This window comes from Anaerohalosphaeraceae bacterium (genome assembly GCA_037479115.1).
Taxonomy (GTDB): domain Bacteria; phylum Planctomycetota; class Phycisphaerae; order Sedimentisphaerales; family Anaerohalosphaeraceae; genus JAHDQI01.
Genome location: JBBFLK010000033.1, coordinates 1 through 24164 on the forward strand (window position 1 = coordinate 1; position 24164 = coordinate 24164).

At 56.8% G+C, this 24164-nt stretch carries 18 protein-coding genes; 6 read left to right on the forward strand and 12 right to left on the reverse strand.

Features of this window, described 5'->3' with window-relative positions; translation table 11 throughout:
• Positions 1 to 800: 800 nt before the first annotated feature.
• Complete coding sequence (locus tag WHS88_11830; protein MEJ5260866.1) at positions 801 to 3134, forward strand: TonB-dependent receptor; 2334 nt, start codon at positions 801 to 803, stop codon at positions 3132 to 3134.
• 87 nt (positions 3135 to 3221) lie between these two features.
• Positions 3222 to 3851, forward strand: coding sequence for a hypothetical protein (locus tag WHS88_11835; protein MEJ5260867.1), 630 nt, complete (start codon positions 3222 to 3224; stop codon positions 3849 to 3851).
• On the opposite strand, the gene WHS88_11840 is transcribed toward WHS88_11835, so the two are convergent.
• The 6 genes from WHS88_11840 to WHS88_11865 are packed head-to-tail and all read right to left on the reverse strand — an operon-like array spanning position 3787 to position 9389.
• Positions 3787 to 5178, reverse strand: coding sequence for a nitrite/sulfite reductase (locus tag WHS88_11840; GenBank protein MEJ5260868.1), 1392 nt, complete (start codon positions 5176 to 5178; stop codon positions 3787 to 3789). The two genes, WHS88_11835 and WHS88_11840, sit on opposite strands and share 65 nt — an antisense overlap.
• A gap of 25 nt (positions 5179 to 5203) precedes the next feature.
• Positions 5204 to 7033 carry a GTP-binding protein gene (locus WHS88_11845; protein MEJ5260869.1) on the reverse strand — a complete coding sequence of 610 codons (1830 nt, stop codon included), beginning with the start codon at positions 7031 to 7033 and terminating at the stop codon, positions 5204 to 5206.
• A 23-nt stretch (positions 7034 to 7056) separates the two neighbouring features.
• Positions 7057 to 7938: a sulfate adenylyltransferase subunit CysD gene (gene cysD / locus WHS88_11850; GenBank protein ID MEJ5260870.1), complete on the reverse strand. Its 882-nt coding sequence runs from the start codon at positions 7936 to 7938 to the stop codon at positions 7057 to 7059.
• A gap of 1 nt (position 7939) precedes the next feature.
• Positions 7940 to 8665 carry a phosphoadenylyl-sulfate reductase gene (locus tag WHS88_11855; GenBank protein ID MEJ5260871.1) on the reverse strand — a complete coding sequence of 242 codons (726 nt, stop codon included), beginning with the start codon at positions 8663 to 8665 and terminating at the stop codon, positions 7940 to 7942.
• Positions 8662 to 8883 (reverse strand): DUF2061 domain-containing protein, encoded by a 222-nt coding sequence (locus WHS88_11860; protein MEJ5260872.1) that lies wholly within the window; start codon positions 8881 to 8883, stop codon positions 8662 to 8664. The genes WHS88_11855 and WHS88_11860 overlap by 4 nt, the downstream gene beginning before the upstream one ends.
• 56 nt (positions 8884 to 8939) lie before the next feature.
• Positions 8940 to 9389 (reverse strand): Rrf2 family transcriptional regulator, encoded by a 450-nt coding sequence (locus WHS88_11865; protein MEJ5260873.1) that lies wholly within the window; start codon positions 9387 to 9389, stop codon positions 8940 to 8942.
• A 161-nt stretch (positions 9390 to 9550) separates the two neighbouring features.
• Between WHS88_11865 and WHS88_11870 the strand changes: the two genes are divergently transcribed.
• Entirely contained in the window at positions 9551 to 10012 is a 462-nt protein-coding gene (locus WHS88_11870) for an MgtC/SapB family protein (GenBank protein MEJ5260874.1), read from the forward strand.
• A gap of 75 nt (positions 10013 to 10087) precedes the next feature.
• Positions 10088 to 11173, forward strand: a complete 1086-nt coding sequence (locus tag WHS88_11875) for an AAA family ATPase (protein MEJ5260875.1) — start codon at positions 10088 to 10090, stop codon at positions 11171 to 11173.
• Between the two features lie 6 nt (positions 11174 to 11179).
• Here WHS88_11875 and WHS88_11880 read toward each other — a convergent pair whose 3' ends face one another.
• From WHS88_11880 to WHS88_11890, 3 genes are read right to left on the reverse strand one after another with little or no spacing between them, the layout of a single operon-like run.
• Positions 11180 to 12043: a fumarate hydratase gene (locus WHS88_11880; GenBank protein MEJ5260876.1), complete on the reverse strand. Its 864-nt coding sequence runs from the start codon at positions 12041 to 12043 to the stop codon at positions 11180 to 11182.
• 2 nt (positions 12044 to 12045) lie between these two features.
• Entirely contained in the window at positions 12046 to 14307 is a 2262-nt protein-coding gene (locus tag WHS88_11885; GenBank protein MEJ5260877.1) for a hypothetical protein, read from the reverse strand.
• Between the two features lie 11 nt (positions 14308 to 14318).
• Entirely contained in the window at positions 14319 to 16094 is a 1776-nt protein-coding gene (locus WHS88_11890) for a SpoIVB peptidase S55 domain-containing protein (protein MEJ5260878.1), read from the reverse strand.
• Positions 16095 to 16303: 209 nt separating this feature from the next.
• On the opposite strand from WHS88_11890, the gene WHS88_11895 reads away from it, so the two are divergent.
• The gene (locus tag WHS88_11895) at positions 16304 to 17056 is read left to right on the forward strand and encodes a tetratricopeptide repeat protein (GenBank protein ID MEJ5260879.1); all 753 of its coding nucleotides are present in this window, start codon (positions 16304 to 16306) and stop codon (positions 17054 to 17056) included.
• Between the two features lie 10 nt (positions 17057 to 17066).
• Positions 17067 to 18125, forward strand: a complete 1059-nt coding sequence (locus WHS88_11900) for an RluA family pseudouridine synthase (GenBank protein ID MEJ5260880.1) — start codon at positions 17067 to 17069, stop codon at positions 18123 to 18125.
• Position 18126: 1 nt separating this feature from the next.
• On the opposite strand, the gene WHS88_11905 is transcribed toward WHS88_11900, so the two are convergent.
• The 3 genes from WHS88_11905 to WHS88_11915 all read right to left on the reverse strand — a co-directional run.
• Complete coding sequence (locus tag WHS88_11905; GenBank protein MEJ5260881.1) at positions 18127 to 21603, reverse strand: CARDB domain-containing protein; 3477 nt, start codon at positions 21601 to 21603, stop codon at positions 18127 to 18129.
• 142 nt (positions 21604 to 21745) lie between these two features.
• Positions 21746 to 23536 carry an ABC transporter ATP-binding protein gene (locus tag WHS88_11910; protein ID MEJ5260882.1) on the reverse strand — a complete coding sequence of 597 codons (1791 nt, stop codon included), beginning with the start codon at positions 23534 to 23536 and terminating at the stop codon, positions 21746 to 21748.
• Positions 23537 to 23677: 141 nt separating this feature from the next.
• On the reverse strand, positions 23678 to 24164 hold a 487-nt coding region (locus WHS88_11915; protein MEJ5260883.1), incomplete at its 5' end, for an HAD hydrolase family protein.

Consider the following 24164-nt stretch of genomic DNA (forward strand, 5'->3'; position numbering starts at 1 on the left):
GCATCGCGCAAGTCTTGAATTTAGAAAATGCTAAAATTATTTTTTGGAAACGGCAGTAGTTACTCAAGAAGTTCTTGATAATAAGATAAAGAGGACTGTTCCGATACCTAATGTTTGTCAAGCTTTTTCTGTTCAGTTCATGAATACATTTGAGATGTTACGACAACTGCAAGTGAAATTGACCTGATTTTTTTCTGAGCCTGCGAAGATCTGATTCACGAAGGTTTTTTCTCCAACTTTTTTCCATTATTCCACTCACCCCGACCGCTGATCATTCGAAACCCCACAAGAAAAAATCTTATTCCCCTCTTCTTTGTTCACTGATAACGGTTGAATTCCCCATTTGCTCTTGCAGACGCGGCTATCCTATGGCATCCGTTTTTCTCCTTTGTTGAATGATTCGGAGAACAGACCGCGGGAATCACATGAAAGTGTGGGCTTAAGACCAACCCGGCCATGCTTTATTTGCGGCTGTTTGGTTTTAGGAATTCGGGATTCGAATTTCAAGTTTTCGGATTTTTCCCCGCTGACGGAAGCCGCCTGTTCTTTCCTCCATCAACTGATGACTGAGAACTGATAACAGTTTCTGCTTTCGCTTAAGCCCCGGGGGCCGTTGGAAAGTCCTGCGGTTTCCGCTTTCAGGTCCGATAAAAATTTTCGCATACAGGCCCAAATTTATCAAAACCCTATAAAACGTTTACTAATGTATCGGTAAACGTTTACTGATGAATTTTAATAATTTGTTTCAGTCACGTTTCCGATAAACCGAACCGGCAGAATAAAAGGAGAGGAACGCGAAAATGAAAAAACCATTCTTCAAAACTGTCGGGGGGATGTGGGCCGCCGGCTGGGCGCTGTCCGTTCTGGCTGCGGCAGAACCGCCGCCGCAAAAGCGGGACCTGTTTGACCTGTCGATTGAAGAACTGATGGAGATTCCGGTCTTTTCTACGGCCTCGCTGACCAAGACCAAACCGCGGCTGGTGCCGGCCGCCGTAACCACCATCACACAGGAGGAGATTGCCGCCTCCGGGGCGCGGAACCTGTTTGAGCTGCTGGATATTTATGTGCCGAACTTTCAGTGGATTCGTCATCACTGGGAGCCCGACCACATGGGCCTTCGCGGCATCATGAGCGACCATAAGTATCTGCTGCTGGTCAACGGCCGGAATATGAATCACCGCACACACGTCGGGGCCTTAAGCGAACGAGACCTGGTTCTGCTGAGCGATATTCACCACATCGACATCATCCGCGGGCCGGGCTCCGCCCTGTATGGTCCCGGGGCCGTCTCCATGGTCATCAACATCATCACCCACAACCCCTCCACCTTTGAAGGAACCGAAATCATAACTCGTGCCGGCGCGGGTGAAGAGTTTTACAGCACGGAAATCAAACAGGGCAAGCCGTTCAGCGACGGTGACGGCGGATACTTCTGGTATGCCGGCATCGGCAAATATCTGGGGGCCAAATCCGACAAGGCCCAGCAGATTTTTCCATTGGATTTCCCGCAGGAAATGGACGTTCCGTGGTGGGATAATGAGCCCTGGCCGGACGGCTGGGGCCCGAATCCGGCCAATCCGCCCCACCTGCCGACAGACGGTCTGAAAGCAGGTCAGCCGCTGACCAAAGGCCCCATCAGCCGGGACGGGGCGTCGTATCGCGGTCTGCCGCCGGTGAAACTGCATTTCCAGCTTCAAAGAGACAACTGGGACATCTGGGCCCGCTATACACGCGGCGGCAAAGATTATGTGATGTCGCCCCAAATCTGGGCCCGTCCGAGCTGGGGGTATGCCGATTACGTCTTCTACTCGTTCGACTGGGAGACACGGACCGGCTCCTACAAAAAAGTGCGAACCAATACATACGGCTACCAGCAGGGAACCGTCTATATCGGATATACCCAGGAGCTGACCGATTCGCTGTCGCTCCAATATGCCTTCAGTTATGATACGTTTCATCTGGTGCAGCGCCGGCAGAATCGGGTTGACGAGGCCTCCCGGGAAGACGAATACTACGGCAAGGCCGTCGTACAGTGGCAGCCGCATGACAGGCACCGGTTTGCCTTTGGCGGAGAGATTTCCCATCAGGAACTCGGGATGAAAGCCCATGGATGGCCCGATATTCCGCCCACCAGCCCCCGGCTGCCTTCCATGCCGCGCTGGTCCACAAATCTGTACTCTGTGTTTGGAGAATACCAATGGACACTCAGCGACCGCTGGACCGTCTTTCTCGGCGGGCGGGCGGATGACCATACCTATACAGAACGGATGTATTCCCCCCGGGCCGCACTCATCTATACCCCCACGGACCAGGACACAGTCAAACTGATGTGGTCCCGCTCGGTCCGGGCGAATATCGAAACAGAAATGAGGGCCTCCGCCATGGCCGGAGGCGGAAACAGCGCACCGGAAAAACTGGACAGTGTCGAACTGCGCTGGGAGAAAAAGCACAGCAAAAATCTGGAAACGGCTCTGACCGGTTTTGTCCACTACAGTCTGGAGCTGCTCGGATGGAATGCCGAGCAGTCGCGCGTAACCCCGGTCGGAAACCAGAGAGAATACGGGATCGAATTCGAAACCGCCTACCGGACTTCGACAACCCAGGTGGTTTTCTCGCACGCCTACACGCAGCTGTATGACTTTGACCTGGCGGAAGGAAGCCGCACATACGTCACCGCTGAACCCTACGGCTACGGGCGGGACCTGGCCGACTGGTCCGACCATGTATCCAAAATCGCCTGGAGACAGAAACTCAGCGAACAGCTGACGGTTGACGCCTCGCTGCGGGTCTATTGGGGGTTCCCGGGGATGAAAGACTACAATGAGTATTACCCGTATGCCTTTGACGGGGGCCGGAGGAGTTTTGAGTATGACGGAACCACCTACCCGGACGGACGGCCGTTTCCGGAACACCGGTTCTTTGAGCCGGGCTGGAAAAAATCCTATCGGGGCAATTACTATCTGAATGCCGGGCTTCAGTATAAGCCCTCCCAAAATCTGACCATCGGAATCCACGGATACAATCTGCTGGGAATTTTCGACAAAAATCTGAACAAACGAAACTATCTGGCCGTGTACGGCGACTACCGAACCCACGCCCCCGCCGCGGCGGTCACGCTCACATACCGATGGTAAGGGAGCATCTGCAAAAGATGTTTTTTCTTGCCGACAGCGTCCTGAGAGTGTATAGAAGGACGAAAAACCATCGGCAGGAACGTTGTTATGGAAGCAGCGGCGGAAAAAGAACACATTCAACACCGGGCCCAAAGCCCGTTTTATATGCGGGTCCGAAAGGTCAACGAAGCGGGCTATGAAGCCGCTCTGCTGGGGCTGTCGCATAACAAAAAGCAATGCCCGGAAAAGATGGAGGCCGTCGCCCGCCGGCTGGCCGACAAAGACGGCGGCCACAACAAGTTCCTCGAGAGCATTATCGTCTGGCTGGATGTCCGCGCCCCCCGCTACTGGTGGCAGGAGGCCGACACGTTCCGGCTGTCCACCAAGCAGTCCGAAAGCACGATGCACACACTCAGCGGGGAGCTGCTGGCGGTCAATCTGGACGATGCGGATTCCGTTGCCGCCTTTTTAGAGGCCAATTTTGAGCCGGACAGCTGTTCGCTGGAGACGCTGCGGGCGATTCATCAGGCCGCCGTGCAGCAGGATATCGTGGGCGTCAAAAAACGCCTGCCGGAGGGATTCCTTCAGACCCGGCTGTGGTGTATGAGCTATCGAACGCTGCGCAACATTATCCTTCAGCGCCGCACGCATCGCCTGCCCCACTGGCGGGAATTCATTCGCCAGACCCTTGAACAGGTGGACCATCCGGAACTGCTGCCGGGTTTGATGAGCGAATAACCCCTTCGCATCCCTTCGACTGCTCCAAATAGTTTCGAAGCCAGGATTCAATCTGCTCCGCCGGAACGGTTTCGGCTCTTTGTCCCAGTTGGGGAGATTGCCCCTGTCCGCCGTTGAGGTACACATCGAAGCACTCCTGCTGCCGGCCGTCCAGGGTTTTCCGCCGTCCAATCAGCCCGATGTCGGCCACAGCACTTTGGGCACATCCGTTCGGGCAGCCGGAGACCGCAATTCTCCGGCCGGCGAAACGCCGTGCGGCCGTCTGCTGGATTTGTATCCCGATTTGTCTGGCATCCGCCAGGGCCCGCGGGCAGCTGGCCAATCCAGGGCAGGCAACCACGCACGGCAGATTCGCAAACGGTTCCAGAGTGGCCGGCAGCGGGAACAGGGCATCCCCATATAATTCCATGCTGTGGGAGAGGGTCATTCGCAAAACGGCTCCGGCAGATTGAGCGGCCCGAGCCAGTTCCAGCGCCGCCCGGGCCGGCAAATCGCCGCCGGGCAGCTGGAGGGTATAAAGCCGACGGAGACCGCTCCGTCCGTGCGGCAGCGGTACAACAGGCCAGACCTGCCGCCGGCGAAGCGCCTGGAATCGCCGGTCCAGTTCCTTTCGAAACAGCTCATCTCCGAGCCGCTCCCGAATGTGCCGCAGCCGGGCCCGGGAACGGTTGTTTCGGTCCCCCAGTTCGATAAACATCTCCAGGGCCGCCGCCGCCAGCGGCAGAACCGCTTCCGCCGGCACCTGCTCATACAGGTCCATGCCGGTCCGGGGGATCGGCCCCAGGGAACCGGCCCCGACAACCCGAAAGGTCCCGTCCGCACGGACAAGGAATCCCAAATCGCTGATGTAAGGCCCCCCTCGATTGTCCTGCAGCCCACAGAAACTGATTTTGAATTTTCGCGGCAGCGGCCGCTCAGCAGCCTGTTCGCTGAGCATCTGATGCAGCAGCCGGGCCGCCGGCAGCAGGTCAAAATCGTCCGGATGCAGATCGCAGGCAGGCGAAACTGTGATATTTCGGATGGAGTCGCCGCAGGCACCGTAGGTGCACAGGCCCGCCCGCTCCAGTTCCTGATAGAGAACAGGTACATCGGCTTGACGGACATTGTGCAGCTCGATGTCCTGCCGGGTTGTCAAATGCAGCGGTGTATCCGGCGTAAAACGAAGGGCCAGCTGGACAGCAGTCCGCCACTGCTGCCAGGTGATTCGTCCGCCCGGAAACGGAATCCGCTGCATACAGAGCCCCTCCTGCTTTTGCGGGTAAGTACCCCAAAGCCGCTGGGGCTCCTGCGGCACACGCTTGTTTTCTTGCGAATACGATTGGTCCATCGGCGCTTTCCTTTCCCGACACCCTCTACAAATGATATTCGAGCAGATAGTGTTCACGAGCCAGCAGGCATTTGATTTTCTCAATTACCTCCGGAACATCGGCCGGGTTGTCAAGGTGAAGGTCCGGCCGGCTGTGCACAAGCCGATGAGGGCCGATGGCCACAACCAGACAGGGATACGGCTGATTGAGAGTCCGAATCGCCTGAAGTTCATAATCGTCCAGATGGCTGATGGCAGTAATCAGAATCAGACCGGCATCGGCAAACAGATGGGCGATTTCGCCGAGCCGGCGGATGTACTCATCCCGCTCATCCGCGGTCTGCAGGTCGGAATCAACGCCGAGCAGGGAATTATCCAGTCCGAGATAATAGACCATCCGGCCGGCGCTGAACAGCTGTTCTTCGAGGGTTTTGGCAATTTCAGATTTGCCGACCCCGTTCGGCCCGCACAGCAGAACCAGGGCGGCGTTCTGCTTGTAGCGTTCCGAACGGTTCTGCGGTCGAATCCGGCTTCGCTGCCAGTACATCTGGCGTCTCTGAACATGTTCAGACAGCCAGTCTTTTTCAGGAGCGATGGCATCCAGAATGATGCCGCCGCCGGCAATTTCGTAGTTGTCGATTATGACAAAACGCCCCGTTTGCGCAATCTCCGATACCCGGTCGAAGGCCACAGGACGAAGGGTTTCCAGCAGACATTCAGCCACATCATGCCGTTCAATCTGGCAGCTCCGGCTGTCTGTGCTCAGGTCAGTCGCATCCAAAACAGTGTAAATCTCCCGAAGCCAGACGGACTCCCGGGCAGCTGCCAGCTTAAGTTTATATCGTTTTCCCTTGACCATAGGCTGCCGGCCCATCCAGAAAAGATTGACCTTCAGACAGGTTCCGGTTCGGGCAGGCGGCTGGTCAGCCCGGCAGAGAATCTGATTGGGCGGAATGTAAACCTGTTCAGTCAGGGTAAAACCGGTGGACTGGCCTGCACAGGCTTCGGTCTGCGGCGGCTTGTTAAATCCTTCGATGGAAGCAATTCGGGACCGCTTGCCCGACGGCAGGAAAACCACCTCATCGCCCACCCGAACGGTTCCGGTTTCCACACGCCCGGCCGCAATTCGGCGGTCGTCGCCTTCCTCCGTGAACTTGTACACATCCTGCACCGGAAATCGAAAGGGTTTTTCACGTCCGGCAGGCTCTTTTTCAAACCGGTCCATCGCTTCCAAAACCGTCGGGCCGTCATACCAGCTCATCCGCGCAGAGCGGGTGCACAGATTGTCTCCGAAGCGGGCGCTGACCGGTATGAAAAAACGCGGCTGAAGCTTCACCTGCTGCAGAAACGCGGTATAGTCCTTTTGAATCGTTTCAAAGACATCCCGGCGATAGTCCGCCAAATCCATTTTGTTGACAGCCACAGCAATCTGCCGAATGCCCAGCAGGCTCAGCAGATAGCCGTGCCGCCGGGAGTTTTCCCGGATCCCTTCCTTGGCATCAATCAGCAGCAGCGCCGCTTCCGCCCGGGCTGCACCGGATATCATATTCTTGAGGAATTCAACATGACCGGGAGCATCCAGGATGATGTATTCCCGCCGGGAAGACTTGAAAAAGCATCGGGCCGTGTCAATGGTGATGCCCTGTGCCTGCTCTTCTTTCAGGGCATCCAGCAGAAAAGCATACTCAAAGGGTTTGGCATTGCGGGCGCAATAGGCCTGAACCGATTCCAGTTTTCCCTTGGGCAGCGAGCCGGTATCGGCCAAAAGCCGCCCAATCAGTGTGCTTTTCCCGTGATCGACATGGCCGATCACAACAATATTCATCTGCTGCCGATTCCGCCCGGACAAAAGTCCGGCGGTCGAGGATGCTGTCATTGTATGTTCTCCTTTTTTCTGAATTACATATATCCGCTTCGGCGGAGGGTCTCTAATCCGCTGCCGTCTTCCTTATCCTGCTGCCGCCCGGAGCGCTCCGCGATATGGGCGAATTTCCCGCTGCGAAGCTCCTCGATAATCTCCGCCACCGTCTTGGCTGTGGATTCCACCGGGGCCGTGCACGGCCAGCACCCGAGAGAACGATAGCGCCGGCCGTAGCCCTGATCAAAATACAGCGAAACCACCGGGATATTTTCCCGCTGGATGTACTCCCAGATGTTCAGCTCGGTCCAGTCCAGCAGCGGATGAATCCGCACATGGGTTCCCGGGGCGAAATCCGTCTTAAATTGATTCCACAGTTCCGGCGGCTGGTCACTGACCTCCCAGTCGCTTTCCTGACCGCGCGGGGAAAAATAACGTTCTTTGCTGCGGCTGCCCTCTTCATCCGCGCGGGCCCCCACAATCACACCCGTAAAGGGAGGACCGTTTTCCACCGTATAAAATTCGCCGCTGTCCGGGTCCAGAATGCGCCGCGGCCACCGTCCGCTGAGGGTGTGCCTGAGGGCCTCGGTTTTCAGAGCCGCACAGCACTGGAGACGGCTGACGGCTCCGTCGGGGAACGTCTGTCGGCTGTCAATCGCCTCCCGATTCATCCCGACAATCAGTTTGAGCTTCCATTGCCGGGCAAATCGGTCCCGATATTCAATCATCTCCGGAATCTTAAAAGAGGTATCAATGTGCATCAAAGGAAACGGAACATGACCGAAGAAGGCTTTGCGGGCCAGCCACAGAAGCACAGTGCTGTCCTTGCCGATGGACCAGAGCATCACCAGGTCCTTAAAGGAGCGGTAGGCCTCTCGAAAAATATAAATGCTCTGAGATTCAAGTTCATCCAGATAATCCATATCACCTCCGGTACAAAAACGGTTGAGTCCAGTGAAGTCCGCATTCTTTCTGGTCAGGTGTTTCCCACCACCAGCGTCCGGAACGGGGGTCCTGCCCCGCCGGGACCGCCCGGGTACAGCAGGCACAGCCGATGCTCGGATATCCGCGGTCGTGAAGTTTGTTATAGGGGACCCGGTTCGCACGAATATAGTCCCAGACCTGTTCAACGGTCCAGTCGGCCAGCGGACAGATTTTGACCAGACCGAACTGCTCATCCGGCTGCACAATGTCCACAGCGCTTCGGGTCTGCGACTGGCCGCGCCGAAGCCCGCAGACCCACGCATCCAGAACAGACAGTTTCCGTTTCAGCGGTTCAATCTTGCGGACTCGGCAGCACAGTTTCCGCAGCTCGATGCTCTGATAAAACAGATTGATTCCGTGCTCAGACACCATCGACTCGACTTGTCGAAAATCCGGAAACAGCCCTTCGATTCGAAATCCGTACCGCTTTTCTGTTTCCTCCCACACCTCATAGGTTTCCTGGGGCAGACGTCCGGTGTCCAGCGTAAAGACAGCCGGCCTCTCGTCAAGCCGGCAGAGCATATCCGTCAGCACCTGGTCCTCCGCCCCAAAACTGGTCGCCAGAGCGATACGGCTTCCAAACTGCTCCAGGACTGTCCGCAGAATCTCCTGCGGCGGCTGGTTGTGTGTTTTGCGGCGAACCTGTTCAAGAACTTCTATGTTCATATTTCATATTCCGGGGATTTCAGTTTTCCGATAGGAACGCGATTCCACAAACGTTCGTGACAGTAAAAGACGAGGATTTTGACGAGCACATCCAGCAGACCGATTTTCAGGGCTGAACTGGGATACCCTGTGACCACCCAGGCCGTTATAATCGTGACCGCCGTTCCGGTTAGGCGGTAGCTGACAGCCTTCAAGACACTGCGATAATGCGTTTCCATACAAATTTCCAATTACTTGTTTTCCTATTGCTTTATAGGTATATGTTTGAAAAAAATTAAATCATGTAGTTGGCTACATACGAGCACATTCGTTTTTGCTCTTCGTGAGCCAAATCTTCAAGACTTGCAGAATCTAATATCCGAGAAATGGAGGCATTGATTCGTTCGAGAAGCTGTCTTTCACTGGAAGGCCCCTCTGCCGGAAGACCATTGCTTTCCGTTTGCTTGCCGGAGGATTCCAAAAAGCGGATGATTTCTCCTGCGGAGATGTCACGGGGATTTTTGGCAAGAATATATCCGCCCTGCTTGCCGCGGACTGCCAGAACGAATCCTCCCTGACGCAGTTCATTAAGAATCACCTCCAAAAAACGGGAAGGAATCTGCTGGGCCTGAGCCAGTCGGCTCACAGAAGCCGGCTGCCGTTTGTCCAGCATAGCCAGCTGCAGAAGTGCCCGCAGGGCATATCGGCTTTTTTGGGAAATCTGAAAATACCCATATGTTGTCATTTTTTTTATCCTACTATAACGGTCGGAATAATGATATATAAAATAATTCCTCGCAGAAACTTCAGCAAGAAGAAAATTGTAATTTTTTTCTTGTTATTTTGTAAATATTTTATACAAAAGACTTTATAATTTTATGATTTTTTTGGAAAGGAATCTGAAAAATGGACCTGGATTTCTGGAATTGGCCGTTTTGGATGCCGTTTTTCAGTTCTGTTCTTCTTGGGGGACTGATTGGTCTGGAACGGGAAATTCGCCGCAAACCGGCCGGCTTGAGGACCAATATCCTGATTTGTTTGGCAGCCTCTCTCTTTACTCATCTCGCCCTGTCCATCAGCGATGACTCCCTCGAGACCGCCTCCCGCATCCTGCAGGGCGTCATTACCGGCGTGGGCTTTATCGGAGCCGGAGCGGTCATTCGCGGCACCCACGAAACACACGGAATCACCACGGCAGCGACAATTTGGCTGGTTACCGGCATCGGCATTGCCTGCGGATTCGGGCTGTATGAGGCCGCCGTGGGAGTGACGGTCATCGCCCTGATTATCCTCTGGGGCCTGATTCCGCTGGACCGCCGACTCCGAAATCTGGAAAATGACCGGACAAGGCCGGATAATCCGTTCTGAAAGCCGCCTTTTTTATGGTTTTTCTTTGAGTGCGGCGGTATGATTTTATCCAGAAACTCCACAGGAACATAAGGTATGAAACCGATTTACGTAGGCGCTACGCTTCGCGACAGCGGCAAGACCTCTGTTTGTCTGGGGCTGATGCAGCTGCTTCAGGAGCAGGGACTTAACCCCGGATACTGCAAACCGGTCGGCCAGCATTATGTTCGTTATCACGACAAAAATATCGATGAAGACGGTGTGCTGATGCACCAGGTCTTTCATCTGAAGGATGACCCGTATTACCTCAGCCCGATTGCCATTGAAAAGGGCTTTACCCAGCGGTTTATCGAAAATCCTGATGTCCGTCCGCTGGAAGAGCAGATTCTTCAGGTGCATCAGAAGCTCAGCCGGGAGCACCCGATGCTGATTTACGAAGGAACCGGACATGCGGGCGTCGGCAGCTGCTTTGGGCTTTCCAATGCCCGGGTGGCGCGTCTGCTCGGAGCCAAAGTGGTCATCGTTACCGAAGGCGGCATCGGGCGGCCCCTCGATGAAATCGCTCTGAGTCTGGCCCTGTTTGCCGACCATCAGGTTGAGGTGCTCGGCGTTATTCTCAATAAAATCCTTCCGGAAAAGTACGACAAGATTCGACAAACCGCCGCCAAAGGGCTGCGTCTGCTGGGGACGGAGCTGGTCGGGGCGATGCCGTATGAACCGTCGCTGGCGGAGTTTACCGTCGGACAGGTGGCGGAGGAGTTCGGCTATAAAATCCTGTGCGGTACGGATGCCCTGACCAACCGGATTAATCACACCATTATCGCGGCGATGGAGCCGCAGCACGTCTTCCGGCACATTGAAGACCATACCCTTGTGATTATTCCGGGAGACCGCATCGACAATATTCTCATTACGATTCTGCTGCTGTCGCGATACGGGGACAAAACCGGCGGGATGATTCTGACCGGCGGATTTGAGCCGCACCCGACCATTGAACCGCTTCTTCGGGCCAGCCAGATTCCGGTGCTGCTCAGCGACGACGACACGTTTACCGTCAGCGCCCGGATGAAAGACCTGGGCTTTAAGATTCGCTCCTACGATACGGACAAGATTATCCGGCTCCACCAAATGGTGCGGGATTATGTGGATACCGACCGCATCTTAAAAGCCCTGTCCGAATAACCGACCCTACAAAACGGCGGAGGCATGTCGGTGGGCGTGGCATTCGATATTGACGGCCGCCGGCAGCGAGGCAATATGACAGGGAGCCGTTTCAATCTGAACGCCCAGGGCGGTGGTGTCTCCGCCCAGCCCCTGCGGCCCGACCCCCAGAGCGTTGATATCCCGAAGCAAATCCTCCTCGAGGGCGGCGTAAAACGCATCCGGATGCCGGCTGCCCAATGGACGCAGCAGCGCCTTTTTGCTCAGCAGACAGCAGACTTCAAAATCGCCCCCCAGACCCACCCCGACGACAAAGGGCGGACAGGCATCCGCTCCGGCGTTTCGGACCTGCTCGACAATCCAGCGGCAGACGGTCTGAGGTGATTCGGTCGGTTTGAACATTCGAAAAGCACTTTTGTTTTCGCAGCCGCCGCCTTTGAGGATGACACTGAGCCGCAGCTGTTCGCCGGGCACAAGACTCCAGTGAATAAAAGCAGGAGTATTGGTGTTTGTGTTGCGCCGCTGATGCAGCGGGTCGGCAACGACGCTTTTGCGAAGCAGCCCTTCCTGGGCAGCCCGTGCCACACCCTGCTGAATGGCATCCGTCAGCGTGGCGGAAGGATTGTCCGCCGGCGGCTCTATCACCACGCGGCTGCCCAGTTCGGCAAAAACAACCGTCAGCCCCGTATCCTGACAAATCGGGATGCGTTCGGCGGAGGCAATCCGTGCGTTTTCCAAGAGCTGTTCGAGAATCTGCCGCGCCTGCGGATTCGACTCAGTCTGGGCAGCCCTTCGGACAGCCGCCAGAACATCCGCCGGCAGTTCGTAGGCGGCGTGAATACACAACTCCGCAACGGTTCTGACGATGGTCTCAAACGCCAGCGAGCGCATCGCTATCCGTCCTGGCCGATGGTAAACTCAAAACTCTGATACCGCGTATTGCCCGGGCTGTCGCTGACCGCCAGCGTCAGCACATGGTCCCCCGGCTCCAGATTCTCCAGCCGCAGCGTGAAGGATTCTTCGGTAGTATCGAATACCCGGTCATCCGGCAGAAGACCCGCCCAGTCCTCCCGGCTGTTGAGCGTGCAGCGGACCTCGGCTATGGCGGAAAAGACATCCACGGCGCGGAAACTGAGTTCAAGCGAGCGGCCCTGGACATTCAGACGCACGTCGCTGAGCACAGGGGCAGTGTTGTCCACAATCACCATATCGCTGATGCGCGAGGTCATCAGGGCTTCGGAAGGATGATTGGACCGTTTGTCATCCGCCGTAATGCGAATCTCATACCGCCCGTCTTCCACGGTCCGGCTGTCCCATTCATACACGGGCTTTTCGGAGTCTTTTTTCAGGGAAATCCAGCGTTTGCGGCCTTGTTTGCGAAAATCGAAGTGGTACACCAGTGTATCTCCGTTTTCATCCGACGCCCGCGCCAGAATTTGAAACAGGTAGGGTTTTTGCTTGTCTTTGGACGGCTGAACCTGCAGGGACTGAATCTGCGGCGGCAGATTGGGGACACTGTGGGCAATTGCCACCTCCTGCAGCAGAGGACTTTGCGCGGATTTGCCTCGAACCAGGGTAAGTCGATATTGCAGGTATCGGGCAACGGGACAGCCCAAATCCGCCGGACCGGTCAGCTCCTGCTCCGGCGTCCACGGCGAGAAGGTCGGGTCGTCGGGTTCTTTCAGATTGCCGCTCCGAGCAGAAAAACGAATGGAGGCCCCCTCCGGCAGACGGGCCTGGGTCTGGATTTTTCCCCAGCGGGCGGGCTGACCGGCGTCAATCAGGTCAGACGTATAGGTCCCCTCCTGAGCCGGTTCCGGGGCCAGACGAATGAGCTGAGGCGGGTTGGACAGGGCCAGCCAAAGCCCTTTGTCGCCTCCGGCGTATAAGGCCGTAATCTGAGCGGATTTTTCGCTTTGATACAGGATGGAGCGATGGTCAATCACGGGATCAAGACCGAACAGACGTCCCTGATTGCCGGTGGCGGCCAAAAGCGTGCCGTCCTGATACAGCAAAGCATAAAAGATAACGCGGTCGGAAAAGATTTCCCGGGAAAAACCGTCCGGCGTGATACGAACCAGCGAGCTGGCGGCACGCGGCCCGGGGCCGACCGGCGGGGCCGGCGGCGCAGTCGGCGGCAGCGGACGCTGCTCTTCGACGGTGTTGGCCGTGGTCATCTGAAAGTCATCCGGCTCCTCTTCTTCCTCATCGTCGCCTCCCTGAGGTGGTTCCTGCGGTTCCGCCGGTTCCGGCTCGAACTGCGGTCTTCCGGGCGATTTGGACAGGGCCTGAGCGGCGGAGTCAATCCGACCGGCTACCGCCGCCGCACTGGAGGCCGCCAGGTACACATTGCCCTCCGGGTCGGTGGTGACGGCCGTAATTTCTTTCTGCTGGCTGTCGTACAAGACACGAACGGTGCGGCTTTTGACATCAATCTGATACAGCAGGCCGCGGGTGTCGCTGCCGGCCAGCAGCGAACCGTCCCTGGCCCAGGCCAGCGAAAGAATGTTCTTGTCGCGGCTTTCATATACAACCTCGGCGTTTCCGCCGAATGGCGGCAGCCGATAAATCCGCCCTCGGGGACCGGTAGCGAGATAGAGGGTTCCCTGCTCATCCGGCAGAACGGCATAAATATAGCGGTCCGTGTCGGACTGAAAGAGCACCGTCGGGTCTTTGTCAAACCGAATCAGCCGGGCCTGTTTGCCGCTGATGCCCGCCAGCAGGCGGCCGCCCGCATCAAACGCCAAAGCAAAGACGTGCTCATTGCGCAGCGGAGCAGCCAGGGCCGCCGCCGCATCTTTGGCAGCCGAAGGATTGTCCGTTGGATACAGGACCTCCGTCTGTCCGCGGGCATACTTAAAAATCGTCCCGTTGGGACTGGTCCCCAGATACACCGCCGAGCCGTCCGGCTCCGCTAAAATCGTGTTGACGGTCCAGACGCCGACCAGCGCATCGGACGTCAGAAGAACCTCCGCCCGACGGGCCAGACGCAGATTCCCGTCGGAATCCACCATCAGATTCTCCAGTTTGCCTTTGAGAAAATGTTCACTTTTGGAATGACGGGTAATCACCGAGGTAACGGCCTCTGCGGGGCCTGAAAGAACCAATCCGGCGGCCCAAACCGCCGTCAAAAACAAAAACGGCCTTTTTTCCATGCAATCTTCCTTTACGGTTCAACTTGGATGGGGACGGATATATTCCCGCTCGGAATCCAGTCCATTGATGTCTGCGTTTCTATCCAGTTCTGCAGGGGCATCGCCGGCGTAAAGCGGCGGTTGTCCTGCAGTAGAAGCACCCGGCTTGGGGGCAGGTCCGGCAGGTCCTGATGACGAATCGCAATCCCGCCCCGGCCCAGCAGCAGAACGGCGGTCAGCTGGTTGCGAGGGGTCCGGACGATGCGGCGGACCGCCTCGAGCATCGACGGCAGGTCTTCGGCCGTGAACTGATGCGGAGAGGCCTTCTGAAGGAAGGCCAGATATCCATCTCGGTCCAGCACCTGAAGCATATAGGTTCCGGCCTTCAGGTCCGACGGGAGAGGCAGATGAATCGAATGAATGGTTTTCTCTGTGCGGAACGACTCGAGTACTGCCCGAACGGTGACGGACTGTCCGGGCTTGAGTTTGTCATCGGATATATCCGCCGCCCAGATTTCGGCCGCTCGAGACCGCCCGGAAAACCGCAGCGTCAAATCGACCGAACGAATCGCGGCCGGCTGATAAGGATTGTTCATCAGAAGATTGGCAATCCCGGCAACCTCTGAAGCCGGGGCCATCGCATCCGAATCCGTGCTGCTGTTGGCAAACCGAATCGGCTGCTCGCCGTCGATTTCCACAACGGCCTGATAGTCCAGCGAATGCTCCCGCGGCAAATCTCCGAAATGGAGGGCTGCAGAGAGAATGGCCGCCCGCAAAATCAGCGGGGTCAGCATCGGATGAACGGCCACCCGGCAGTTGAATTCTTTGGTCTGCCCAAGGTCCGTTCGTTCCAGCCGGACACGAAGGGGAAACATTGGCGGCTCCTGCCCGATTCGTCCGACCACGCCGGCCGCCTGGTCCGATACGAGCGTTCCGAGAATCGGCCCCGGAGAGCCGAATTTGAACGAAATCGACCGACGGGCAATTGTCGTATGGATGTAGCCGGCTGCCATCGGCAGCTGAATAGCCCCGGTGCCCAGAAGACTGTGCCCGTATCCGTAGACCGTGTCCCCGACAACATCGGTGGCCGTTCCTATGGCGGCAATGGAAATATCCCCGCCGCACAAAACCACCGAAAGGACACCGCCGGGAGCAATCCGGTTCTGCGCCGAATCCTCCGACACCTCCGCAGCGCCGGCAAAAGCGGAAAAACCGAGTGACGCAAAAATCGGCTCAACGGAATGAACAGCGGAAGCGGAGGCCGACATTGACAGCGGCAGCTTCGTCCGGCGGCTGGAGAAGGTCCTCCCGAGCCAATCCAGGTAGCGCCGCTGGGCCTTTTCCGGTTCGATAAGGTCTTTCGGCTGCGGAGCCGGAGAAGGAACCGGTCCGATGGGGGCCGGTGATTCTATATTTAGCATATCCTGAATCGGGCGAACCAGATAGAGCGGCTCGACAGCGTCCGACCAGCCCGCCGCCAATGCACCGGCCAGCCGACCGTCCAGATACACCGGTGAACCGCTGCATCCCTGCACGGACCCGACCGTTTTGAACCGCTCATCTGTACCGACAACGAGGATAAAATCCGACCCGGGCTCGGCATTGCGGACAATACTGAGCACTTTCAGGGGGAATCGTTCTACGGCTGTCCCTTCCAGAACCGTCAGGCAGTACCCTTCCATCCCGGGTCGTACCTGCTCGAGCGGAATGTGTCGGCCGGGGTCCAGCATCCCCGAAAGAGCCGATGAACCGGTCCAGCCGAACAGAGAAAGTATTGCCGCAACCCAAACCTGCAGGGCTTTTCTCATCTTCTTAATCCTTAACATCTTCCAGTTGCCTTCCTTATTCTTACGGAAGGGAGTTTATAGTATGGGCAAAGAGTTCTTGCCTGTCAAAAGCAAACTTTTTATAATCAGCAGTTTTGGAAACCTTGGAATCGAATCAGCAGGCGGCTTTGAAGCCGGAAAAGCCGAATTAACCTGCGGGAAACCGGCAGCAGCCGAAGGCAGGAACAGGTATGGATGCAGAACATCGTCATGAACTAAAAACCAACGAGCTGGCGGAGTTTGTTGCGAATCTGCCGGAATACATCCGGAAGTATTCCAATCAGATTATCGGAGTTTGCCTGATTCTAACGGCCCTGTTTGTCATCCCGCTTTGGAAAAACTGGCGTCAGGAAAGCCGTCGGGCTCAGCAGGCCGCTATGGTATCCCGGATTCAGAACGCCCGAGAGGCCGTCACGAAAGCAACTCGCCCCGCAGAGGGAATCCAGCCGGCTGCTCTGCTTGACCCGGCAGCCGAAGAACTCCGGACTGCGTCGCAAACAGCTCCCCAGAAAGACCTGGCGGCTCTGGCCCGTCTGGAAGAAGCCAAACTGCTCCGCTCCGTCCTGCACCTGCAGGCGGATTTGAGCCCCGAGGAGATTTCCTCCAGACTTGCCAGGGCTCAGGAGGCCGCTCAGCAGGCCCTGTTGCTGGCCCAGTCCCCGACTCTCAAAGGGTTGGCGGAGCTTCAGCTGGGGCTTTGTGCGGAAGAAGGCGGCCAGTATGAGCAGGCCCGCGATATTTACACGCGCATCATTCAGAATTCTGCTTATAAAGGAACCGCCGTCATTGAACAGGCCAAACAGCGCTTGGACCAGCTGCAGGACAACTCGGTAAAAGTCGTGTTTGCCCCGGCTCCTCCGCCGGAACCCCAGAGCGCGTCTGAAAATCCTCCCGCCGAACTGATGGAACTGCCGGCTTCGCCGTCGGACTCGGCCGCCCAGTAGCCGGACGACCATGGACGAGGAATATCCTCTTTCAGAAAACATCTCCGAATCGGAGACAGACGAGCTAACCGAACAGTCGGACGACGCGGAAGAGCTGGTCGGAGAGCGCCTTCGGTTTCGCGTGGGTTCGAATCTGAAGTTTCGCCGGCTGGATAAGTATCTGTGCGGGCGATTCAGTAATTTCAGCCGCACCCGCCTGCAGAAACTCATCAAAGAACAGGGAGTCAATGTCAACGGCCGGCCCGCCAAACCCAGCTATCAGCTTCGAGCCGGCGATGAAATCGATTTGATTCTGCCGCCGCGGCCCATCCGCGAGCTGATTCCGGAGAATATTCCGCTGGATGTGCTCTATGAAGATGAATATCTGATTGTGATTAACAAGCAGGCCGATCTGATTGTCCATCCCGCCCGCGGCTACAAACACGGCACACTCGTTAACGCCCTGGTCTATCACTATCAGAAACTCTCCAAAGGCAGTGATGACTGGCGGCCGGGCATCGTTCATCGCCTCGACCGCAACACCACCGGCGTTCTGGTTGTGGCCAAAGACGACACGTCCCACTGGAAACTGTCCCGCCAGTTTGCCGACCGAAAGACCCGCAAGACCTACCTGGCCATTGTGCACGGCACGCCGGCCCTGCGGGCCGACTGCATCAACCAGCCGCTCGGCGTGCATCCATTTATCCGGGAGAAGTTTGCCATCCGCCCGGACATCGGCAAAGAAGCGATAACAATCTACGAAGTGCTGGAGGCCTTTCGCGGGTACAGTCTGCTCAAACTCGATTTAAAAACCGGCCGCACCCACCAGATTCGCGTGCATCTGTCCTGGATGAAGCACCCGATTGTGGCCGATGACCTTTACGGCGGCAAGGTCGTCTATCCCTGGCAGATTGAAGACCGCCAGCCGGCGCCGGAAAGCCCGCTGATGGCCCGCACGGCCCTCCACGCCTGGAGACTGGAACTGACACACCCGGCCACGGGTGAGCCGATGACCTTTGAGGCCCCGCTGCCGGCGGATATGCAGACCTTCCTTGATGCCCTCCGAAAATACCGCCGAATAGATGCCTAATCTACGGGCCGGGGGCGCGGTACATCAGTTTAAAGCGGGCACCGTTGCTCGGAATCAGCAAGCGGGTTGTGGAGGTGTGCATCGCCCAGTGCCAGTCTTCGCCGGAACCGCCCTCCAGGCCGACATCCAAATCACACGTGTAGGTCCCGCGAACCACAAGCCCTGTGCCGGTGGAATAGATTGTTCCGTCGGCATTGTACGTCGTCCAGCCAATAGTCAGCCGGTGGTTGCTTTCCGGCTCGTATTTTTCCACGATGAATTTGCCGTAACGGCCGCTGTTGGTGATATAGGCGAAGTATGTTCCGGGCCAGAACTGGCTGCCGTCCGAACCGTAAATCGGCGAAGCGGACAGCTGGGCATCCATTGCTGCAATCTCCGCACGTCCCAGCGCTCCATATCCTTCCCACAGCCAGTCGTCCGTCCACATCTCTACGTCCGTCAAATCAACCCCGCCTGAATAATCTAAATCCGTCAGGCCGCACCAGCCGGGCGGCGTGCAGTCTGCGCGGAGCCATCTTTGAGCCAGCCGGGCGAAATCTTCCAGATTCACCCGATAATCGCGGACAAAGTCGGAAGGACTTAAATCTGTGTAAAAGCCGGCGATTCGGAAATTGTAATCCCACGTGGTGGGGCTCCATAAGCTCCAGGTTTTCATATCATAAGGTGCCGCGGAGCTGCTGAGCGAATACCCCTGACTGTCCGGCCACGGGTTATCTGTGCGGGCGGCAATCGAAGAGGACAGATTGTTCAGATGGCCGTCCAGAACATACGAGGTGAAAATATAGGTTTTCTGTCCCCACAAATCCATGTTGACCGGGAAGAAAACCCATCCGCCGTTAAACGACGCGGGGACATCTTTTGTCACCGTTTTGATAATCGTCCCGTCCGCAGCCCGCACATCCAGCACCAGCGTGACGGCATGGCCTGTACCGGTCGGATTATAGAAATAGTCAAACCGGTCGGTGAATTGGAAACCTGCATAGGCGACCTGTGCACTGCGGGGTAGGACGATGCTTTGTCCGCAGCCGACATTTCGAGGCGTCCAGTCCGGTCGGTCATCGCCGCCGAACCAGCCCTGGGCATTGTAGGTTTCTTCTTTCCGTTCAAATTCATACACCGTCAGGGAATGAGGTCCCCGGATGTTGTTGTTCTCATCGGCTTCCAAAACCTGCCGATCCGTATCTGCCTGCAGGTAAATCGACTGTACGCCCGGAATCGAATAGGTATAGGTGAAATTCCAGGTATAGGTTTCATTCACCGCCAGAGCCGGAACATACGCATAGAGCGCCCCGGATTGATTGACCGCCGGCGGGCTGGAGCGGTTGGGATAAAAGTCCAGATAGAAATTGCCGGCATTTTGGGACCCGATATTCCGTACAGTACAATGAAATGTCAGCGGCTGGTCCTGAATGGCGGTTTCCTGCTGGTCGCAGACAAACGACTCAATGACCAAATCCGGCCGGGCCGGTGTAATTCGGAACGGCTGGTCGCTTAAGTCATATGGGTCGCCGTCGGAGGCATCCTGAATGCGGATGCGGCAGTTGTCGCCGGGGGTATTCGGCACCGTCCACAGGAACGAGCCGGTATTGGCCGCCGAGACCGCAATCGGCGGGTCCACCCAGTGGCTGCCGCCGTCCAGCGAGTAATCAATCCGCACAAACGGAATGGTGCCCCAGGAGTTCCAGGTGATTTCCCGCACCGCGCCTGCCGGCCAGCCCTCCCCCCCATTGGGCTGTGTGACGGTAATCGAATAGAGGAAGAAGCTGTTCAGCACAGTAGCCGTGTTCGAATAGTCGGAATATCCCTGACTGTTAAAGGCACGCACCCGGAACTTGTAGTAATAGTTAAACAGCAGAATCTCATTCATTTGATAGGACATCACGTTGGCGCCGACACTGTCCAGAACCGTCCAGCCCGAAGGTTCGGCGGAATAGCGGGACCATTTTTTGTATTCAATCTCAAAACCGCTTTCATTGGCGGCGTTGTCTTTCCACTGCAGATGAATCTGCGGGGAGGTGATGGCCGCTGTCAGATTGGACGGGGCCAGGGGCAGCTGGGCTGTATTGATTTCCATCTTCTGGCAGTAATTGGCGCGGGCCGCCCGTTCATCATTCCAGGCGACAACGGCTCCGAAAGGCGATGGGCCGTCTTTGGCAAAGAGGATTTTCGGATACTTCTGATGGGCGCCCGGGTTGGACGGATACACATCATCGTCAATCACCCAGCTGGACCACATCAGCCCTCCGGCCGCATTGACCCGGCAGGCCCGAATGTTGTAACTTAAGCCCCAGTAATCCTGCCAGGCGGCAATCATCCCGCCCGTCGTGTCGGCACAAACCACAGGATTTCGCTGCGTGCCGGGAGTCAGGTTGTTGATGCGGATGCCGTACAGCGTCCACCGGATATTGCCGTCACGGTCGATGTGCTGGGCGTAAATATCACTGTTGCCGCCCATGGACGGCTCGTTCCGCCAATCCGTCCAGACCGCATAGGCCCCTTCCGCTCCGTTGCTGCAAACGTCGGAGCTGATGCCGTACGTCCAGGCGCTTCCGCCCACCGCCGACGCGGAGACCAGCTCCAGACCGCCTGCGGCCCAAAGCACCGTACCGGCATAATTGACCCGCTGAATCCGTACATTGTCGTTTGTGTTCCAGCAGACAATTGCTCCGCCCTGTCCGTCAGCGGCGGCATGAATAGCCGTAGTTGTGCTTGTGGTGTTTCCTATCGTCACGTCGGCTCCCCACAGGGGTACGACGGAACTGCCGCTGACGGCTGCTCGTCGAGCGACAACCTGCAGGCCGTTCAGCCCGGCGACAATTACGCCGCCTGCTCCGTCGGAGACGGCATCGCCCGGCTTAAAACCCAGGTTCAGCCCGTCTACGCCGCCTGTCAGGACTCCGCTGCTGTTAAAATGCACCAGACGGTAAACCGCACTGCACTGCAGAGCGGCATAGGCCCCGCCGGCTCCGTCGCCAACCAAAATCGGCTTGGGCTGGCTGGAAGCTCCGTCCATATACGAACTGGTCAGGATCGTCGCGGTGGCCCATAGTTTTGTCCCCATCTGATTGACCCGCTGGGCCTTGTAAACCCAGGTCTTCATCGGGGTGTCACTGATTTTCTCCACCCAGGCGACAATCGCTCCGCCGGCGCCGTCGGATATCACATCCGGATTCTGATTGTCCAGCCCGGACGAAAGAACCACATCTGAAAACCACGCCGGACCGGGAATCGGAAATCCCCCGCTGGTTTGTCCGGTATAATCAATCCGCTGCAGAAGAACCTGATAGCCGACATCGGCTTCCCACGCAAAATAAATTCCTCCGTCCTGATCGGTGGCGATATCGAAACGGGATGCGGTGGTGCCGTTGACCGTAATCGGGACGCCGCCGGAATACCAGAGTTTATCCCCATCAGCAGCAAACAATGGAGCCACTACATACAAAAGAATAAAGGCCGGAAATGTATATTTTGCAGACATCTTTTTACCCTCCATTTTTCTGAAAACGAAGTATTTTTTGCGCGTTTCAGAAGGGCGGGGCTTGGCAAAATCAGAGATGTTTGATGCCGTCCTTTTCTGTCAACTATACACAATGAGAATGTAAAATCAAGAGATTTCTGAATTAAAAAAATGGGGAATCGACCAGCAAATCCAGCGGAGCCGACTGCATCTGTCTCCGGAAGAATTCCCGATAAATCCCGTTTTGGGAGGTCAGCTGCTGATGGGTGCCCTGTTCGACAATTCGTCCGTTTTGAAGGACAAGAATCCAGTCGGCGCTCATCACGGTGGCCAAACGATGGGCAATAATAAACGTTGTCCGTCCGCGAATCAGATTCTGCATGGCCTGCTGAATCCAGTACTCCGATTCTGAATCCAGTGAGCTGGTGGCTTCGTCAAAAATCAGGATAGGCGGATTTTTTAAGAAGGCCCGTGCAATTGTAATCCGCTGTTTTTGTCCGCCGGACAGCATCAGTCCCCGCTCGCCGACTTCCGTATCAAACCCCGCCGGCAGGGCCTGAATAAACTCGAGGGCGTGGGCGGCTCTTGCCGCCTCAATTACTTCTTCTTCCGAAGCCGATGGATTCCCGTAGAGAATATTTTCCCGAATGGTTCCGCTGAAAAGCATCGGCTCCTGCAGCACCATTCCGACGGCCTTCCGCAAAGAGGGCACTTTGATGTTCCGCACATCGATGCCGTCAATCCGCACAGCCCCGGACTGCACATCGTAAAAGCGCGGAATCAGACTGACCAGGGTGCTTTTGCCCGACCCGCTGGGGCCGACCAGAGCAATCCGGCTGCCTGGCTCGGCTGTGAAGTGGATGTCCAGCAGCACAGGCCGGTCCGGCTGATAGCCGAACCAAACGTGTTCGAACTCCACACGTCCCTGAACCGAAGGCAGGTCCACGGCGTCCGGACGGCTGCGGATATCGGGCTGCTCGTCCATAATCTGAAAGATGCGGTCCAGCGCCGCCAGGGCGTTGGCCATCACCACATTCAGTTCGGAAAACCGCTGCATCGGCAGGTACAGCGGGCCCAGATACATCATCAGCGCCACCAGATCGCCTACGGTCATCGCCCCCTTGAGGACCCGCATGCCGCCGAATGCAATCACCACAAGCGGAGCCAGCCCAATGAGTGTGCCGGTGACGGCCTGATTGAGCCCCTGCATCAGAATCCGCTGCATATTGATGGAAAAGAGCTTCTCGGACTGCCGGCGAAATCGCCGTTTTTCTGTTTTTTCCCGCCCGAATGCGTGGATGACGGCGGTGGCGGAAATCCGCTCGCTCACATCGCCGGCCATAGTCGCCAGTTCATCCTGAATCCGCATCGTCGCCGCTCGGATGCTGGTGCTGAAACGGCGGAAGAAAAACAGATAAACCGGATAGGTCGCCAGGGCCGCCAGGGCCGTGGGCACATCGATTCGAAAAATAAAAAAGAGAATCGCAATCAGGGCGGCCGCATCCATCCACGTATTGGTCAGGGCCGTGCCGACCAGATTTTGAGCCAGGGCGATGTCGCTGATGAGACGGGAGACGATTTCTCCGCTGCGGTGCCGGCTGAAAAATGAGGCCGACAGCCGCAGGATGCGCCAGTACAGTTCATAGCGCAGATGAAACACGGCCCGATGGCTGGCCTTGTCTGCATAGATGTGCCGGATGTACACAAACGGCGCGTAAAAAAACAAGTACACGGCAGCCATCGCGCCGGTGCAAAACAGCAGCTGCCGCATTTTTTCTTCGGACGGCAGGGCTGGATTTAAGAACACACCGTCCACCAGATAGCGCGTCACCTGCGGGGTGAGCAGCGGCACCGTAAACTTGACAATCCCGCCCAGCACCGCCAGCACCAGATAGCCGCTGTACGGCCGGACGTATCCCAAAAAACGAATAAAATTGTTTCTTTTTTGAGCCATTCGGATTTTGCAAAACAGGTTTGCCTCCTCAAATCCCCCATTGTATCCGAAAAAATCCGACAAAAAAGTCGGTTTTTTGCGGAACACGCCTTTATGCGAGTATGCAAAAAGGAAGGGGGGATTCACCTTCCGGCAGAGCTGTCAGATTTTATCGGGCGTTTGGAGGCACAGGCATCGTTCAATATACTGAACGACCGCATCATCCTCGTTGGAGGCGATGATTTCATCCGCGTAGGGCTTGAGGGACTCGTGTGCATTGGCCACGGCGACAGCCCGGCCGGCCGTGCGGAACATCTGTACATCATTGATATGGTCGCCGAACACCACGACATTGTCCATCGAAAAGCCGTACATCCGAGCCAGCTCCGCCACGGCCTTGGATTTGCAGGCGGCGGCATCGTGAATCGTCAGCCACCAGTGGCCGTTGGAGTAAGGATTTTGAAAATGAAAGCATTCGAGCTGTTTGCCGTATTTTTCTTCCAGACACCGGGCCAGCCGCTCCACCAGCCGGTCCTCCCCCATCACTGCAAACGAGACCACCTGAAGCGAAAGCACTTTTTCCAGCGGTTCCATCCGACACAGGCGGGCACGGCTGTGCTCCATCAGGACCCCGTGAAACCAGCGCATC

What these genes read in the sequence shown, in the direction of transcription:
- WHS88_11830 (MEJ5260866.1), top strand. Translation starts at nt 801, where the DNA reads ATGAAAAAACCATTCTTCAAAACTGTCGGGGGGATGTGGGCCGCCGGC.
- WHS88_11870 (MEJ5260874.1), top strand. Translation starts at nt 9,551, where the DNA reads ATGGACCTGGATTTCTGGAATTGGCCGTTTTGGATGCCGTTTTTCAGT.
- WHS88_11865 (MEJ5260873.1), bottom strand. Translation starts at nt 9,389, where the DNA reads ATGACAACATATGGGTATTTTCAGATTTCCCAAAAAAGCCGATATGCC.
- WHS88_11905 (MEJ5260881.1), bottom strand. Translation starts at nt 21,603, where the DNA reads ATGTCTGCAAAATATACATTTCCGGCCTTTATTCTTTTGTATGTAGTG.
- cysD (MEJ5260870.1), bottom strand. Translation starts at nt 7,938, where the DNA reads ATGGATTATCTGGATGAACTTGAATCTCAGAGCATTTATATTTTTCGA.
- WHS88_11835 (MEJ5260867.1), top strand. Translation starts at nt 3,222, where the DNA reads ATGGAAGCAGCGGCGGAAAAAGAACACATTCAACACCGGGCCCAAAGC.
- WHS88_11845 (MEJ5260869.1), bottom strand. Translation starts at nt 7,033, where the DNA reads ATGACAGCATCCTCGACCGCCGGACTTTTGTCCGGGCGGAATCGGCAG.
- WHS88_11880 (MEJ5260876.1), bottom strand. Translation starts at nt 12,043, where the DNA reads ATGCGCTCGCTGGCGTTTGAGACCATCGTCAGAACCGTTGCGGAGTTG.
- WHS88_11895 (MEJ5260879.1), top strand. Translation starts at nt 16,304, where the DNA reads ATGGATGCAGAACATCGTCATGAACTAAAAACCAACGAGCTGGCGGAG.
- WHS88_11910 (MEJ5260882.1), bottom strand. Translation starts at nt 23,536, where the DNA reads ATGGCTCAAAAAAGAAACAATTTTATTCGTTTTTTGGGATACGTCCGG.
- WHS88_11860 (MEJ5260872.1), bottom strand. Translation starts at nt 8,883, where the DNA reads ATGGAAACGCATTATCGCAGTGTCTTGAAGGCTGTCAGCTACCGCCTA.
- WHS88_11855 (MEJ5260871.1), bottom strand. Translation starts at nt 8,665, where the DNA reads ATGAACATAGAAGTTCTTGAACAGGTTCGCCGCAAAACACACAACCAG.
- WHS88_11875 (MEJ5260875.1), top strand. Translation starts at nt 10,088, where the DNA reads ATGAAACCGATTTACGTAGGCGCTACGCTTCGCGACAGCGGCAAGACC.
- WHS88_11840 (MEJ5260868.1), bottom strand. Translation starts at nt 5,178, where the DNA reads ATGGACCAATCGTATTCGCAAGAAAACAAGCGTGTGCCGCAGGAGCCC.
- WHS88_11885 (MEJ5260877.1), bottom strand. Translation starts at nt 14,307, where the DNA reads ATGGAAAAAAGGCCGTTTTTGTTTTTGACGGCGGTTTGGGCCGCCGGA.
- WHS88_11890 (MEJ5260878.1), bottom strand. Translation starts at nt 16,094, where the DNA reads ATGAGAAAAGCCCTGCAGGTTTGGGTTGCGGCAATACTTTCTCTGTTC.
- WHS88_11900 (MEJ5260880.1), top strand. Translation starts at nt 17,067, where the DNA reads ATGGACGAGGAATATCCTCTTTCAGAAAACATCTCCGAATCGGAGACA.